The sequence below is a fragment of the Stenotrophomonas maltophilia genome (genome assembly GCF_006974125.1).
Classification (GTDB): Bacteria; Pseudomonadota; Gammaproteobacteria; order Xanthomonadales; family Xanthomonadaceae; genus Stenotrophomonas; species Stenotrophomonas maltophilia_O.
This window is the reverse complement of record NZ_CP037858.1, coordinates 3470261-3484580: the sequence shown is the minus strand read 5'-3', so window position 1 is coordinate 3484580 and position 14320 is coordinate 3470261. Positions and strand designations below refer to the sequence as shown.

Below are 14320 nucleotides of genomic sequence, written 5' to 3'. Positions count from 1 at the left end.
GGCCTGTGCCATAGGAGGGGTGTCATGGACGGGAACGGCCAACCGAGCAATGGATCCACCATCATTCCTTGCCTGCGCTACCGCGATGCGCAGGCGGCGATCGACTGGCTGCAGCGCGCCTTCGGCTTTCATGCCCAGGCGGTGTATGCCGATGGCGATACCGTGTTCCACGCCCAGCTGACCTTCGGCAACGGCATGATCATGCTCGGCTCGGCCGTCAAGGAAAGCGCCTGGAGCCAGCATGCCGCGATGCCGGACGAGGTGGGCGGCCGCCAGACCCAGAGTGCCTGCGTGATCGTCACCGATGCCGACGCGCACTACGCCCGGGCCAAGGCGGCCGGGGCACGCATCGTCATCGACATCGCCGACCAGGACTACGGCGGCCGTGGCTATGCCTGCGCCGATCCGGAAGGCTACCTGTGGTGGTTCGGCAGCTACGATCCCTGGCGCGCGGACCACGGCCAGTGACCGCAGGAGCGATCCGCTGCGGCATCGGCGGCTGGGTGTTTCCGGAATGGCGCGGCGGCGTGTTCTATCCCGCCGGCCTGCCGCAGCGGGAAGAGCTGGCACACGCCAGCCGTGCGCTGCGCTGCATCGAGATCAACGGCACCTTCTACCGCACGCCGACCGCAGTGCAATGCGCGCAATGGGCCGCGCAGACCCCTGAAGGCTTCCGCTTCTCGCTGAAGACGCCGCGCTACCTGGTACAGCGCCGCGACCTGTCCAGCACGGTGGATGCCGCGGCGCCGTTCCTGCAGGCCGCACTCGCGCTCGGTGACCGGCTGGGCCCGCTGCTGTGGCAGTTCGATCCACGGCATCCGGCCGACGCCGAAGCGCTGGAACGGCTGATGGCGCAGCTGCCGAAGCAACTGGACGGCGTGCCGCTGCAGCACGCCCTGGAAGTCCGCAATGCCGAGGCGCATGGCCCGGAACTGGTTACCGCTGCGCGCGCGCACGGCGTGGCCCTGGTGATCGAGGACAGCGACGAGGCACCCCTGCACGGCGATGTCAGCGCCGGCTTCGTCTACGCACGGATCAAGCGCAGCCAGGCACGTTTGAACGAGGGCCTGCCGGCACCCGTGCAGCAGCGCTGGGCCGAACGGGCCCGGCGCTGGTCGCGCGGCGAGCCGGTGGACGACCTGCCCTGCCTGGCAGCGCCCGCCCCTGAAACCCCGCGCGAGGTCTACCTGCTGTGCATCGGCGCAGGCAAGGCGCGCAACCCGGCGGCAGCGATGGCGCTGCAGCGGCAGGTTGACCAGGGCAACAATTCCACACGCGGGTAGCGCTGCGACGTTCGCCTTGCCTCACAATAGGCGGATGAGCACACCCGACACCCGCAAAGCGCTGTGGCAGATCCACTTCTGTGTCCTGCTGTGGGGCGTCACCGCCATCCTCGGCAAGCTGATCACCCTGCCCGCATTGCCGCTGGTCTGGTGGCGCATGCTGCTGGTGACGGCGATGCTGGCCCTGCTGCCACGGGTGTGGCGCGGGCTGCGCACCCTGCCCCTGCGGCTGGTGGCCGGCTACGCTGGCATCGGCGCGCTGGTCGCCCTGCACTGGCTGACGTTCTACGGTGCGGTGAAGCTGGCCAATGCGTCGGTGGCCGCCACCTGCATTGCGCTGGCGCCGGTGTTCACTTCAATCATCGAACCGTGGGTAGCCAAGCGGCCGTTCCAGCTGCGTGAACTGGCCTTCGGCCTGGCAGTACTGCCGGGCGTGGCGCTGGTGGTCGGTGGCGTGCCCGATGGCATGCGCCTGGGTGTATTGATCGGCGCGATCTCGGCATTGCTGGTGGCGGTGTTCGGCTCGCTCAACAAGCGCATGGTCAGCCACGCCGATCCGCTTACGGTCACGGCGCTGGAGCTGGGTGCCGGCACCCTCACCCTGACCCTGCTGGCACCGCTGATGCCCTACCTGCTGCCGGCGCTGGCCAGCCCGCTGTGGGTGGTTCCGGACCTGCACGACGGCATCCTGCTGCTGGTACTGGCCGGGTTCTGCACGCTGCTGCCGTTCGCCCTGGCCCTGGTCGCGCTGCGCCACCTGAGCGCCTACACCGTACAGCTGGTGACCAACCTGGAACCTGTCTACGCAGTGGTGCTGGCGGTGGTGCTGCTGCGCGAGCAGCACGAGGTCACGCCATGGTTCTACCTGGGCGTGGCGATCATCGTCGGAGCCGTGTTCCTGCATCCGCTTCTCAATCGCCGCAAGCCGGTGCAGCATCCGGAAATCCTTGGCACGGCCGAGGCGCGCAACATCGCCGATTGAGTGCATCCACGCACGGCGTGGATCTACCGCGCGTGGATCGACGTTTCAGCGCTGCGGCCAATGCCATGCAGGGGCATCCAGCAGCCCCTGCCCACTCAACAACGTGCGCCCCTGCTCCTTGTGCAGGTGCAGCGAGTGGCAGCCCGGTGCCTGCTCCAACGCGGCGATCAGCCGGCTGGCGTGAGACACCACCCATACCTGGCTGCGTGCACTGGCGGCGATGATCAGCCGCGCCAGCGCCGGCAGCAGGTCTGGATGCAGGCTGGTCTCCGGCTCATTGAGCACCAGCAGCGGCGGCGGGCGCGGTGTGTGCAGCGCGGCAGCCAGCAGCAGGAAACGCAGGGTGCCATCGGACAGCTCGGTCATCGACAAGGGCCGCAGCAGCCCGGGCTGGTGGAAGCGCAGGGCCAATCGGCCATCCAGTTCCTCGAAGCCGATCGTGGCACCTGGGAAGGCATCGTCCACGCTGCGTGCCAAGGCAACCGGATCTCCGATCTCGAGGATGGTCACCCAGGCCGCCGCCAGATCGCGGCCGTCGTGATGCAGCACCGGCGTGCGCGTGGCCATCGCCGGCTGCCGCGCCGGCGCATCGGCATCGCTGCGGAAATGATCGTAGAAGCGCCAGCGACGGATGTACTCACGCAGGGCGATGGTTTCCGGCATGCGCTGCGGATCGCCGACCTGGGTGAACAGGCTGTCGAACGATGACAGCCGGTCGTCGACCCGATCCCAGCCGTGCGCAAGGCGTTGCCGCACCATCGCCCCGCGGCGATCGACCAGCAGGTTTGCGCTGCGCAGGAACGGCCCGGCCCAGATCGCCTCGGCCTTGATCTGCGGGTCCAGTGCGAACGCTGAACGGCTGGGCGGCGGATAGCCCAGGTCGATCGCATAGCCGAACTGGTCAGTGGCGAAGCCGAGCTTCAGGCCCACCGCTTCCTGGCGCGGGCCACCCTGCAGGGGAATGTCGCCCGCCGTGACCCGGCGGTCGATCTTTTCCGGGCCGGCCCACAACGCCGAGCCGAGTCCACCTTCGCGCGCCAGCACTGCGGCCACTCCGCCCTGCGCGGTTTCCGCCAACAGGCGCAGCGCGCGGTACAGGCTGGATTTTCCACTGCCGTTGTCGCCGGTGACCACATTCAACGGCTGCAGCGGCAGCACCAGTCCATGCAGTGAACGGTAGTGGGCGATGGCCAGGGTCTGCAGCATGGTCGGCGTCCGCGGGAACAGATGCACCATGCTGGCCGGTCGTGGTCGCAGGGATTGCGACGCGACGGTGTTGAATCGGGAACGGCATCCACGCGTGGCGTGGGCCTGCCTGAGTGGCATCGAATCATCCGCACGTCGCATCCATTCGACGGGGGGCGATTCAGTCGGCCCGTTCCACCCGGTTGCGGCCATTGCCCTTGGCCCGGTACAGCGCCTTGTCGGCACGTGCCAGGGTCTCGTCCACGCTCTCGCCAGTGAGGTGCTGGGCGACACCGATACTGATCGTGACCGGGAAACCCAGCGGAAGGTCGGCCACCGCCAGGCGCAGGAACTCGCATTGCAGCTCCGCGGTGCGCAGATCGGTACCGGGCATCACCGCCACGAACTCTTCGCCGCCATAACGCGCGGCCATGCCGCGGCCGGCGAAGTGCGAGCGCAGCAGCGCTCCCAGTTCGGCCAGTACCCGGTCGCCGGTGGCGTGACCCTGGAAGTCGTTGATGTGCTTGAAATGGTCGATGTCCAGCAGCGCCACGCAGGCCGCACTGGGCGGATTCCCGGCCACCGCCTCTTCCAGCGCGGCCGCCATCGCACGGCGGTTGGGCAGGCCGGTCAAGGCATCGGTACGGCTCTGTGCGGCCAGGTCGGCATTCTGCGCCAGCAGTACGTCCTGGTATTCCGACAACAGGCGCTCGTAATCGTCGCGCTCCAGCATGTGCTTCTGGATGTCGAGGGCGAAGCGGCGCAGTTCCATCACCAGCATCACCTGCCGCGACAGAGCAGCCAGCGCCTCGGCCTTGTCGCTGGCCAGGTGCTGCGGATGCGCGTCGAACACGCATAGCGTGCCCAGCGGCAGGCCATCTGAACTGATCAGCGGCGCACCGGCATAGAAGCGGATGTGCGGATCGCCGGTCACCACCGGGTTGTCGTGGAAGCGGATGTCCTGCAGCGCGTCCTCCACCACCATGATTTCCTGCGGCTGCAGGATGGCGTGGCCGCACATCGATTCGCTGCGCAGGTTCTCCGCCGCATCGATGCCCTGGATCGACTTGAACCATTGCCGTTCGACGTCGATCAGGGTCACCGCCGCCATCGAAGTGCCGCAGACCGCCTTGGCGATCACTACCAGGTCGTCGAAGGATTTCTCACGCTCCGAATCCAGGATGCGGTAGCGGTACAGCGCCTCAAGCCGAAGGGCTTCGTTGGCGGGCTTGTCGGGCTTGATCATGCAGCGTCACGTTCCGGCAGGTCACCGCCAAGTCTAGCGGATGCCGGTGCGTAAACCGCACAACAGGTAGCGCCGGCCACTGGCCGGCATCCCGCAGTCATTCGATGACTGGTGCAGCCGGCCAGCGGCCGGCACTACCACGCGTTACCAGTCCAGCTGCTTCGGCAGCAGGCCCTGCAGTTCCTGCTCGGTCAGGTTGCGCCACTGGCCCGGCTTCAGCGCGCCGATCTTGATGTTGTCGATGCGCACACGGCGCAGCTGGGTCACGCGGTAGCCGAATTCAGCGGCCATCAGTCGGATCTGCCGGTTCAGGCCCTGCTGCAGGGTAATGCGGAAACCGAACTTGGCGATGCGCGAGGTCTTGCACGGCAGGGTCATCTGATCGTGGATGCGCACGCCGCGCGCCATGCCACGCAGGAATTCATCGGTAACCGGCTTGTTCACCGCCACCAGGTACTCCTTCTGGTGGCCGTTCTCAGCGCGCAGGATCTGGTTGACGATGTCGCCGTTGCTGGTCATCAGGATCAAGCCTTCGGACTCCTTGTCCAGTCGGCCGACCGGGAAGATGCGCTGTTCGTGGCCGACGAAGTCGACAATGTTGCCCTTGACCGATGTTTCGGTGGTGCAGGTGACGCCGACCGGCTTGTTCAGCGCGATGTAGACGTGGCGGCGGGTCCCGGGCTTGCGGGCGACGCGGGCGCGCAGCGGCTGGCCGTCGACCAGTACCTGGTCTTCTTCGCCCACCACCGCACCGGTGCCGGCCGGGTGGCCGTTGACGGTGACGCGGCGGGCGGCGATCAGGCGATCGGCCTCGCGGCGGGAGCAGAAGCCGGTGTCGGCGATGTGTTTGTTGAGTCGGGTGGTCATCGCCCTATTATCCGGCATCGCCGCCCGCTGCGCCTCATGCCGGGCCGGGCGGATCGAGCTCTTCACCGTCGAACACACGGTTGCGGCCTGCGCGCTTGGCCACGTACATGGCATGGTCGGCCCGCCGCAGCAGTGCCGCCAGGTCATCCTCGCCCGGCCGCCACTGTGCCAGGCCGATGCTGGCCGTCACTTCCAGCCCCGCTACCTGCAACGCCAGGCCGGCCTCGGTGATGCGCTGGCGAAGGCGGTCCAGCCGCGCCGATGCCGCCTCACGCGGCATGCCCGGCATCAGCAGCAGGAACTCCTCGCCCCCCATCCGTACCACTTCGTCCTGGCTGCGCACCGCCGTGCGCAAGGCCCGCGCGACGGCCACCAGCACCTGGTCGCCCACCGCGTGGCCATGACGGTCGTTGATGTCCTTGAACAGGTCGATGTCGAGGAAGCCGATCACCAGCGGCCCTCCTTCACGGTTGACACGCTCCAGATGCCGCGCCAGCTGCTGCAGGCCGGCACGACGGTTGGGCAGGCCGGTCAGGCCATCGGTCTCGGCCAGCTGGCGCAGCTCGTCACGCTGCTGGCGCAGGCGGCCAAGCCGCTGGTTCAGGGCGTAGGCAGCCATCATCAACAACCAGGTCACCGCCAGCTGCAGCGCCTCCACCCGGTATTCCAGCAGCCACTCCGCACCACAGGCATCGGCGATGATCAGTACCAGCATCGGTGCCAGCGCTGCCAGACCCGCCTGCGCCCAACGGTCACCGCGCCAGCGTGCCCACAGGCCGACCAGCAGTGCCAGGCCACACCCGGACAGATAGGACACCTGCAGGCCCTGTGCGACCCAGGCCAGATGCTCCCAGCGCAGCCACGGCACCAGCGCGGCCAGCGCCATCAGGGTCCACAACACCAGCAGCTGCGCAGAGCGCGATCGAGGCAGCACGCGGTCGCCTCCGTTCAGCCGCCACAGTGCCGGCAGCACCAGCGCCTGCGAGGCCGCGGTCAACGACAGCAGCCACCTCGCGCCATGCTCCCCCACCGGCAGCCAGGGTTCCGGGTAGCCACTGAGCCCGCCGAGGATGGCCTGCCACAACACCAGTACGGTGGTGCAGGCGATATAGACCAGGAAGCTTCGGTCGCGCGTGGTCAGGAACGCCATCAGCGCCGACAACGCCAGCGCGATCGCGACCGCGATGCAGGCGGCACGTACCAGCAGGCGCGCGGTATCGTTCTGCTGCACCGGGCTGGGTGCGCCCAGCCGCAGGGTCGGTACCCAGCGTGTTTTCAGCGGCGTCTGCCAGGAAACCAGGAAAGGCTCGTGGCTGCCTGCCGGCGGTACGGCCACCATGCCGATACCTGCGCGGAAACGCGAATCGCGGGTACGGGCATCATGCATGTCGCCGCAGATTTCGCGGTCGCCATGCTGGACGCGCACTTCACCGGCAAAGACGTTGAACACATCCAGTGCCTGCGGCTCGCCCGACCAGCCAGTGGGCGGTGCGGGCACCTCGGCCTGCTGGCGGGCGCCGGACAGCATCTGCGGCGTGCACGCTCGGTGCGGCGTCGGCTCGTCGGTAGCACCGCCGACCAGAAGATAATCACGGCCCGACACGGCCTCTGCAGCCAGAAGCGGCCACGGCAACGCCAACCACACCAGCAGGACGGCCAACACCGCTCCTGTTCCATACCGCCACTGCCTGCCGCCCACGCCACGTCCTGTTCCTGCTTACGTCCGCGCCCACTGCGCGTCGCCCCTGGCGCGCATTATCGCAGCCGGGCACGCCGCGCATGTGTAGACCAAAGTCGGCGTCCGCGGTTCAGCCTGCGCTGGGCGGTCCCTTCACGGCCACCAGCCGGAACGGCCTCAGGTCAGCCAGGGTCACCCGCTCCAGCGGCTGCGGCCGCTCGACCGCATAGCCCTGCAGGCCCTGCACCCCAAGCCGGGTCAGTGCGGCGGCGACTTCGGCGGTCTCCACCCATTCGGCCACCACCTCCATCTGCAGCTCGCGCCCCAGTTCACTGATCGCGCGCACGGTGGCGTGGCTGACCGGGTCGGTGTCCATGTCGCGGACGAAGGCGCCGTCGATCTTGAGCATGTCGGCCGGCAGCTGGCGCAGATAACCGAACGAAGAGAGGCCGGACCCGAAGTCGTCCAACGCCATCCGGCAGCCGCGCGCCTTCACCGCGTCGATGAACGCACGGGCCTGGCTGAGGTTGCTGATCGCGGCCGTTTCGGTGATCTCGAAACACAGCTTGGACGCCAGCGCACGGTTGCGTTCGAGCAGGTCGCAGACGAAGGAGAGGAAACCCGGTTCGGCAATCGACTGGGCAGATACATTGACGTTGCACAGTCCCAGCTGGCGGACATGCACCGGGCAGACCTGCAGGTGGCGGAACAGCAGTCCGAGCACGTGCCGGTCCAGCGCTACCGCCATGCCATAGCGCTCCACCGCAGGCATGAACTGTCCGGGCAGGTGCAGGTTGCCGTCGGTGCCCCGCATGCGCACCAGCACTTCATAGTGCAGGTAGGACGGATCGCCAACCCGGGCGATGCGTTGCGCATACAACAGCATCCGGTTCTCGGCCATCGCCAGGCTGACACCCTGCAGGCGCTCGGCCTCCTGCCGCCGCTCCTCCAGTGCCATGCGGTTCTCGTTGAAGCAGTGCACGCGGTTGCGGCCGGCCTGCTTGGCGGCATAGCAGGCACTGTCGGCAGCGCTCATCAGCCAGTTCACATCGGGTGCGTCGGCGCTGACTTCGACCACGCCGATGCTGCAGCTCAGCTGCGGGCGGCCTTCACTGATGGGGAAGGTCGCCTGCCCCAGGTTGCGGATCACCCGCTGCAGCACCCGCTTGGCTTCGTCCTGGCTGGCATGGGCAAGAAATACCGCGAACTCATCGGCGCCAAGTCGCCCGACCCAGTCGCCATCACGCACCGCAGCCACCAGGTAGTCGGCAAAGCTGCGCAGCATCTGATCGCCGGCGGCGTGGCCGAAACTGTCGTTGACCAGCTTGAAGTGGTCCAGATTGATGTAGCACAGCGCATGCGTTCCACCATCGCTGCGCACCTGCAGCAGTGCGCGTTCCAGCAGGCGTTCGATCTCGCGACGGTTGATCAGGCCGGTCAACGGATCATGGCTGGCGTGGTGCTCGATCTCGCGTGCCAGCGCATGGTTCTGGCTGACGTCCTCGATGATCGCGAACACCGACAGGCCACCGCCGGCGCTGCGCACACCGGTACCGCTCCAGCGCCCCCAGACCAGGCTGCCGTCACGCCGGCAGAAGCGCAGTTCGCTCGGCCGCAGCTGGCGGTCCCAGTCGATGCGGCCGACGCCGTCGATGACCAGCTCGCCTTCCATCAGCAGATCGCCCAGCGACATCTGCAGCAGCACCTCACGCCGGTAATCGAGGATATCGGCCATCGCCTGGTTGGCTTCGACCACCCTGCCTTCGGTGTCAAGCTTGAGCATGCCGACGTTGGCCTGGTAGAACGCCGCGCGGAAGCGGCTCTCGTGTTCGGTCAGGTCCTTGCCCACGCGGCGCGCGAGGGCTACCGCCATCAGGCTGATCGCCAGTACCGACAGTCCTCCCACCACCAGCGTCGCGATGCGCACCATGGTGGCCATCCGCAGCAATGCCTGCGAGAACGCCTGCGCCTGCACCTGCAGGCGACGGTCGAGATCACGCAGCTGTTGAAGGTAGCGGTCACGCGCAGCGACCGGCAGCCCGCCCTGGCCGTGCCGCTGCTGCAGCTCATCCACCAGCCGCTGCACGGCCATCAGGTCGCCGTCGGTCTGCCGCCACAGGGCGGTCGCTTCACGGAATGCGCCGATGTCGCGTGCATACCGGAACGAGAACACCAGTCGTGGAATATCGGCGCGCGCGTTACCGCCCCGCAGGAAGCCCTGCCGGGCCTTGGCCTCGTCCGGTTCGGCCTGCTCCAGTGCCAGCCGCGCCTGCAGATCCCCCATGGGCACCTGCAGGGCCCGGCGTGCATCGTCCAGGTCCTGGGCATCACCACGCGCCAGGTAGCGGCTGAGTGCGGCGGTCGCGTCCTGCTGCCCCCGCGACCAGTACCCCTGGCCGGCAATCCAGGCGGTGGAAGCCGCCTGCAGTTCCTGGATCAAGGCGGACAGTGCGACCAGTCCAATCGCCATGCCCGTCAACAACGCAAACCGAAGTCCCAGGCCGCGGGTCATCGGCACCCGCCGGCTCTGTTGGTCCGTGCCACTCCTACCCATCCCGGATCCCCCCGAATGTGATGCGGTGACAACCTCCTTTGGAACCAGCTCAGCCTAGGACCGGGAATGTGTTGGCCATGCGAAAAAGGGGACGGAGGGGATTAAGTCGTTTTCGGCATAAGCCCCCTGGCCAGCCATTTACGACTTAATCCCCTCCGTCCCCTTTTCCAGCCCCATAACGGACAACGCCAGCCCGAAGGCTGGCGTTGTCATGGCTGCGGTACGACTCAGTAGCTGCGCGGGCCGCGCGGCTTGAAGCCGTCACGACGCGGCGGGCGGCTGTCGCGGTCACCGCCGCGGTCGCCACCATGGCCACCCGGACCACCCGGGCCACCACGGCGCGGGCCACCCGGACCGCCTGGACCACGCTTGTCGAAGCGCGGCTTGAACGGACGCGGGGCCGGGTTGGTGTCTTCACCCGGGGCCAGCGCACGCATCTGCAGCTGCTGGCCGGACACCCACACCTTCTGCAGGTGCGACAGCACGTCCGGCGGCATCTGTGCCGGCAGGTCCAGCAGCGAGAAGTCGTCGTGGATGTCGATGCGGCCGATGAAGCGGCTTTCCAGGCCGGCCTCGTTGGCAATGGCGCCGACGATGTTGGCCGGCTTCACGCCATGCTGGTGGCCCACCGAAATGCGGTAGGTCTCCATGCCCTGCTCCGGTGCACCACGCGGCGGAACCTCGCGGCGCGGACGCTGCTCGAAACCACCTTCGGCGTCGTCACGGCGCGGACCGCGCTCGAAACGCGGACCACGCTCGTTACGGTCGAAGCGATCGCCACGTTCCGGGCGGTCGCCACGGTCGAAGCGCTCGCGCGGCGCGCGCTCTTCACGCGGGGCCCGCACCGGCGGCTGCAGCAGGAACGGGGTATCGCCCTGCAGCATCTTCGCCAGCGCGGCTGCCACTTCAATGGCGGGCACGTTCTGCTCGTTCTCGAAGCGCTCCAGCAGCTGGCGGTAGAAGTCCAGGCCACCGGCACCCAGGGTTTCGCTGATGCGCGAGGTGAACTTGTTGATGCGGGTGTCGTTGACCGCTTCCACGCTCGGCAGCTGCATCTCTTCGATCGGCTGGCGGGTGGCGCGCTCGATCTGGCGCAGCATGCCCTTCTCGCGCGGGGTGGCGAACAGGATCGCCTCACCGCTGCGGCCGGCACGACCGGTACGGCCGATGCGGTGCACGTAGCTTTCGGTGTCGTACGGGATGTCGTAGTTCAGCACGTGGCTGATGCGCTCCACGTCCAGGCCGCGCGCGGCCACGTCGGTGGCGACCAGGATGTCCAGCTTGCCTTCCTTCAGCATGGCGATGGTGCGCTCACGCTGGGCCTGCTGCATGTCACCGTTGATGGCGGCAGCGGCCAGGCCACGGGCCTGCAGCTTGCTGGCCAGTTCTTCGGTGCCGGCCTTGGTACGCGCGAAAATGATCATCGCGTCGAACGGCTCGACTTCCAGGATGCGGGTCAGCGCATCCAGCTTGTGCATGCCGCTCACCCACCAGTAACGCTGGCGGATGTTGGCCGAGGTGGTGGTCTTGGCCGCGATGGTCACTTCCACCGGGTCCTGCAGGTAGGTCTGCGCGATGCGACGGATCTGCGGCAGCATGGTGGCCGAGAACAGGGCCACCTGGCGCTGCTCCGGCAGCTTCTTCAGCACGGCTTCGACGTCGTCGATGAAGCCCATGCGCAGCATTTCATCGGCTTCGTCCAGCACCAGCGTCTTCAGCTCGGACAGGTCCAGGGTGCTGCGGTCGAGGTGGTCGATCACGCGGCCGGGGGTGCCGACCACGATATGCACGCCACGGCGCAGGGCCGACAGCTGCTGGCCGTACGGCTGGCCGCCGTACACCGGCAGCACGCGGAAGCCCGGGATCTTCGACGAATACGACTGGAACGCCTCGGCAACCTGGATGGCCAGTTCGCGCGTCGGCGCCAGGATCAGGGCCTGGGGCTTGATCTGCTGCAGGTCGATGTTGGACAGTACCGGCAGTGCGAACGCTGCGGTCTTGCCGGTACCGGTCTGGGCCTGGCCCAGTACGTCGCGGCCTTCCAGCATCGCCGGGATGGTGGCAGCCTGGATCGGCGACGGGGTTTCATAGCCGATGGCAGTGACCGCCTGCATCACGGGCTCGGACAGGCCGAGCTGCGCAAACTGCAGCGGCGCTTGGGAATCTTGGGACATGGGGAACTCCGAAGGCACTGCCGTCTTCCTGGCAGTGCGATAAAAAGGTGATGGTCCGCGCTTTGGGCGCCCTTCTTATCGCGTGCCCTGGCGCTGCTCGGTCGGAGGAGATTTCACTCGCTCAGAGCGGAATGATACCGCATTGATCCTGAACGAGGCGTACAGCTTTCCGTGCGCGTGCCGTCATGCCCCGCGCTGGCGCACAATACGCGCCCTCTTCCCCGCCCGGCCGCTGGCCCGCGCCCTCTTTCCAGGAACCCCGCTCCATGCAGATTCTCGAATTCGACCTCGACGGCGACTACGTCGAACTCAAGCAGCTGCTCAAGCTGGCCGACCTGGTCACCAGTGGCGGCGAGGCCAAGATGGTCATCAGCGACGGCCAGGTGCGGGTCGACGGTGAAGTCGAACTGCGCAAGGCCTGCAAGATCCGCGCAGGCCAGGTGGTCGAGTTCGCCGACAGCCAGATCCGGGTGCTGGCCGCCGGCTGATCTGAAGCTGTTCAGGCCACGCGCTGGGTCAGGTGCGAGGCAATCAGCTGCCTGAACGGTGCCACGCCCTGCGCCAGGCGCAGGCCGGCCGCCCGCAGCAGGCGTGCCGGACGGCGATCGTCGGTGTACAGGCTGGCGATCGCATTGGTAGCTTCGTACAGCGGCCGCGACGCCAGCCGGTGACCCCGCTGGTAGCTGCCCAGCATGCCGGCCGCGGCAATATCGGCACCGCGACGCTGCTGCCCGACGATGCCCTGCGCCAGCCGCTGCGCGCTGGCCAGGCCCAGGTTGAAGCCATGCGCGGTGACCGGGTGCATGCCGACGGCGGCATCGCCGATCAGCGCCGAACGCTCGCCGACAAAACGGTGCGCGTACACACCGACCAGCGGATACGCCTGCGGCGTGGCCACCGGCTGCATCCGGCCAAGGCGGTGTTCGAAGCAAGCACTGACGGCGTCGCCAAAGGCCACCTCATCCATCGCCAGCAGCTCCTCGATCTGCCGCGGCGGCAGCGTGATCACCGCCGATGCCTGGCCCTCGTTGAGCGGCAGCAACGCCATCGTGCGGCCGTAGCCGAACCACTCCCAGGCAGTGTGGTGATGGTCGCGCTCGACCTGCATGCGGCACACCAGCATCGACTTGCCAAAGTCGCGCATCTGCGCCCCGATGCCGAGCATGCGGCGGGTGGCGGAGAAGCGGCTGTCAGCGGCCACCAGCAGCCGCGCATGAAGTTGGCTGCCGTCATCGAGTTTGACCACGTGTCCCTGCGCATCGGCCTGCACGCCCAGCACCTTGCGCCCGTCAAACAGCTCCAGGCCGTCCTGGCCCTGCACGGCATCCCATGCAGCACGGCGGATCAGATGATTGGGTACCAGCCAGCCCAGCGGCTGGCCGTCAACCTGGCTGCTAGCGAAGGTCAGCGCGAACGGCGAGCCGCCGTTCATCACCTTGGCATCGCGCAGTTCAGCGACTTCGGTCTGCGGCAGGCGCTGCCACAGCCCTAGCTGCTCCATGCTCTGCCGCGAGGCATGGGTCAACGCGATCTCGCGGCCATCGAAGGCGGCCTCGGCCAGCGCCTGGCGCGGCTGCACTTCGACCAGCCCGACCTGCAGCCCGCTGCCGGCCAGCGCACGCGCGAAGCACAGACCCGCCGGTCCGGCGCCGACCACCACCACGTCCATCCTGCGCATGCGCGCCTCCTGCCGTTGATTCAGTCCGGGCCAGCATAGCGCCACGCACCTGACCGGCCTTGATCTGGATCAGGCCCGGGTCACAACAACGCGAACACCAGCGCCAGGATCGACAGCAGCGACACCAGCCACACCAGGCTGCGCACGTAAGGCACGCCTGCGGCATACAGCGGCAGGTAGACCACGCGTGCCCAGAAGTAGGCCTGCGTCGCCAGCGCCGTGGTGTCGTTGCCGCGACCGGCCACGACCACTGCGATGGCGGCGGCGGCGAAGAACGGGAAGGTTTCCAGGAAGTTGGCCTGGGCACGTTGCAAGCGCCCGGCCAGCGGACTGACCGGCTTTGCATCGCCATCGCGTGCCGAGGCATTCCACTTCATCCCGCGCTCGCGGGTGACCACGGAGGAGGTAGCGAAGATGTAGACGAAGCCGAGCACGATCGACCAGGCCAGCATTGTCAGTTCAGTTGCCATTTGCTCATCCACGGGGCGACAGGTTGATCGGAGGAACCTTAATTACTTCGATTCATTACGCAGACTGCTGATAACTCGATTCCAGTAGCGCACAGCCTCAAAGTGCTGCTGTCTCGTCAACCACGCTTTATTCTCAGGACAGGCTGGATCACCACCAACCATAACGGGCTTGATCTCGAACAACTCCATACCACTGGGACGCG

12 protein-coding genes are annotated in these 14320 nt (G+C 67.5%); 4 read left to right on the top strand and 8 right to left on the bottom strand.

The window, feature by feature from the left end:
- Positions 1-24 precede the first annotated feature (24 nt).
- The 3 genes from EZ304_RS15965 to EZ304_RS15955 are packed head-to-tail and all read left to right on the top strand — an operon-like array spanning position 25 to position 2265.
- Positions 25-468: a VOC family protein gene (locus EZ304_RS15965; RefSeq protein WP_099551366.1), complete on the top strand. Its 444-nt coding sequence runs from the start codon at positions 25-27 to the stop codon at positions 466-468.
- Positions 465-1283, top strand: coding sequence for a DUF72 domain-containing protein (locus EZ304_RS15960; RefSeq protein WP_142807575.1), 819 nt, complete (start codon positions 465-467; stop codon positions 1281-1283). Before EZ304_RS15965 ends, EZ304_RS15960 begins: the two co-directional genes overlap by 4 nt.
- 34 nt (positions 1284-1317) lie before the next feature.
- Positions 1318-2265, top strand: a complete 948-nt coding sequence (locus EZ304_RS15955) for a DMT family transporter (protein WP_032128349.1) — start codon at positions 1318-1320, stop codon at positions 2263-2265.
- 45 nt (positions 2266-2310) lie between these two features.
- Here the strand turns inward: EZ304_RS15955 and EZ304_RS15950 are convergent, their stop codons facing one another.
- The 6 genes from EZ304_RS15950 to EZ304_RS15925 all read right to left on the bottom strand — a co-directional run bounded on the left by EZ304_RS15950 (position 2311) and on the right by EZ304_RS15925 (position 11969).
- A complete protein-coding gene (locus EZ304_RS15950) occupies positions 2311-3471 on the bottom strand; it encodes an AAA family ATPase (protein ID WP_142808115.1) in 1161 nt (386 codons plus the stop codon).
- Positions 3472-3631: 160 nt separating this feature from the next.
- Positions 3632-4696 (bottom strand): sensor domain-containing diguanylate cyclase, encoded by a 1065-nt coding sequence (locus tag EZ304_RS15945; protein WP_099551368.1) that lies wholly within the window; start codon positions 4694-4696, stop codon positions 3632-3634.
- Positions 4697-4840: 144 nt separating this feature from the next.
- Positions 4841-5563: a pseudouridine synthase gene (locus tag EZ304_RS15940; RefSeq protein ID WP_099551369.1), complete on the bottom strand. Its 723-nt coding sequence runs from the start codon at positions 5561-5563 to the stop codon at positions 4841-4843.
- A 34-nt stretch (positions 5564-5597) separates the two neighbouring features.
- The gene (locus EZ304_RS15935) at positions 5598-7262 is read right to left on the bottom strand and encodes a sensor domain-containing diguanylate cyclase (RefSeq protein WP_142807573.1); all 1665 of its coding nucleotides are present in this window, start codon (positions 7260-7262) and stop codon (positions 5598-5600) included.
- A 109-nt stretch (positions 7263-7371) separates the two neighbouring features.
- Complete coding sequence (locus EZ304_RS15930; protein WP_142807571.1) at positions 7372-9795, bottom strand: putative bifunctional diguanylate cyclase/phosphodiesterase; 2424 nt, start codon at positions 9793-9795, stop codon at positions 7372-7374.
- Positions 9796-10022: 227 nt separating this feature from the next.
- Positions 10023-11969, bottom strand: coding sequence for a DEAD/DEAH box helicase (locus EZ304_RS15925; protein WP_142807569.1), 1947 nt, complete (start codon positions 11967-11969; stop codon positions 10023-10025).
- Positions 11970-12235: 266 nt separating this feature from the next.
- Between EZ304_RS15925 and EZ304_RS15920 the strand changes: the two genes are divergently transcribed.
- Positions 12236-12457, top strand: coding sequence for an RNA-binding S4 domain-containing protein (locus tag EZ304_RS15920; RefSeq protein ID WP_012479588.1), 222 nt, complete (start codon positions 12236-12238; stop codon positions 12455-12457).
- Positions 12458-12468: 11 nt separating this feature from the next.
- On the opposite strand, the gene ubiM is transcribed toward EZ304_RS15920, so the two are convergent.
- Entirely contained in the window at positions 12469-13647 is a 1179-nt protein-coding gene (gene ubiM / locus EZ304_RS15915; protein WP_142807568.1) for a 5-demethoxyubiquinol-8 5-hydroxylase UbiM, read from the bottom strand.
- A gap of 80 nt (positions 13648-13727) precedes the next feature.
- Positions 13728-14117, bottom strand: a complete 390-nt coding sequence (locus tag EZ304_RS15910; protein WP_142807566.1) for an MAPEG family protein — start codon at positions 14115-14117, stop codon at positions 13728-13730.
- Between the last annotated feature and the right edge of the window lie 203 nt (positions 14118-14320).

What these genes read in the sequence shown, in the direction of transcription:
- EZ304_RS15965 (WP_099551366.1), top strand. Translation starts at nt 25, where the DNA reads ATGGACGGGAACGGCCAACCGAGCAATGGATCCACCATCATTCCTTGC.
- EZ304_RS15955 (WP_032128349.1), top strand. Translation starts at nt 1,318, where the DNA reads ATGAGCACACCCGACACCCGCAAAGCGCTGTGGCAGATCCACTTCTGT.
- EZ304_RS15950 (WP_142808115.1), bottom strand. Translation starts at nt 3,471, where the DNA reads ATGCTGCAGACCCTGGCCATCGCCCACTACCGTTCACTGCATGGACTG.
- EZ304_RS15945 (WP_099551368.1), bottom strand. Translation starts at nt 4,696, where the DNA reads ATGATCAAGCCCGACAAGCCCGCCAACGAAGCCCTTCGGCTTGAGGCG.
- EZ304_RS15940 (WP_099551369.1), bottom strand. Translation starts at nt 5,563, where the DNA reads ATGACCACCCGACTCAACAAACACATCGCCGACACCGGCTTCTGCTCC.
- EZ304_RS15930 (WP_142807571.1), bottom strand. Translation starts at nt 9,795, where the DNA reads ATGGGTAGGAGTGGCACGGACCAACAGAGCCGGCGGGTGCCGATGACC.
- EZ304_RS15925 (WP_142807569.1), bottom strand. Translation starts at nt 11,969, where the DNA reads ATGTCCCAAGATTCCCAAGCGCCGCTGCAGTTTGCGCAGCTCGGCCTG.
- EZ304_RS15920 (WP_012479588.1), top strand. Translation starts at nt 12,236, where the DNA reads ATGCAGATTCTCGAATTCGACCTCGACGGCGACTACGTCGAACTCAAG.
- ubiM (WP_142807568.1), bottom strand. Translation starts at nt 13,647, where the DNA reads ATGCGCAGGATGGACGTGGTGGTGGTCGGCGCCGGACCGGCGGGTCTG.
- EZ304_RS15910 (WP_142807566.1), bottom strand. Translation starts at nt 14,117, where the DNA reads ATGGCAACTGAACTGACAATGCTGGCCTGGTCGATCGTGCTCGGCTTC.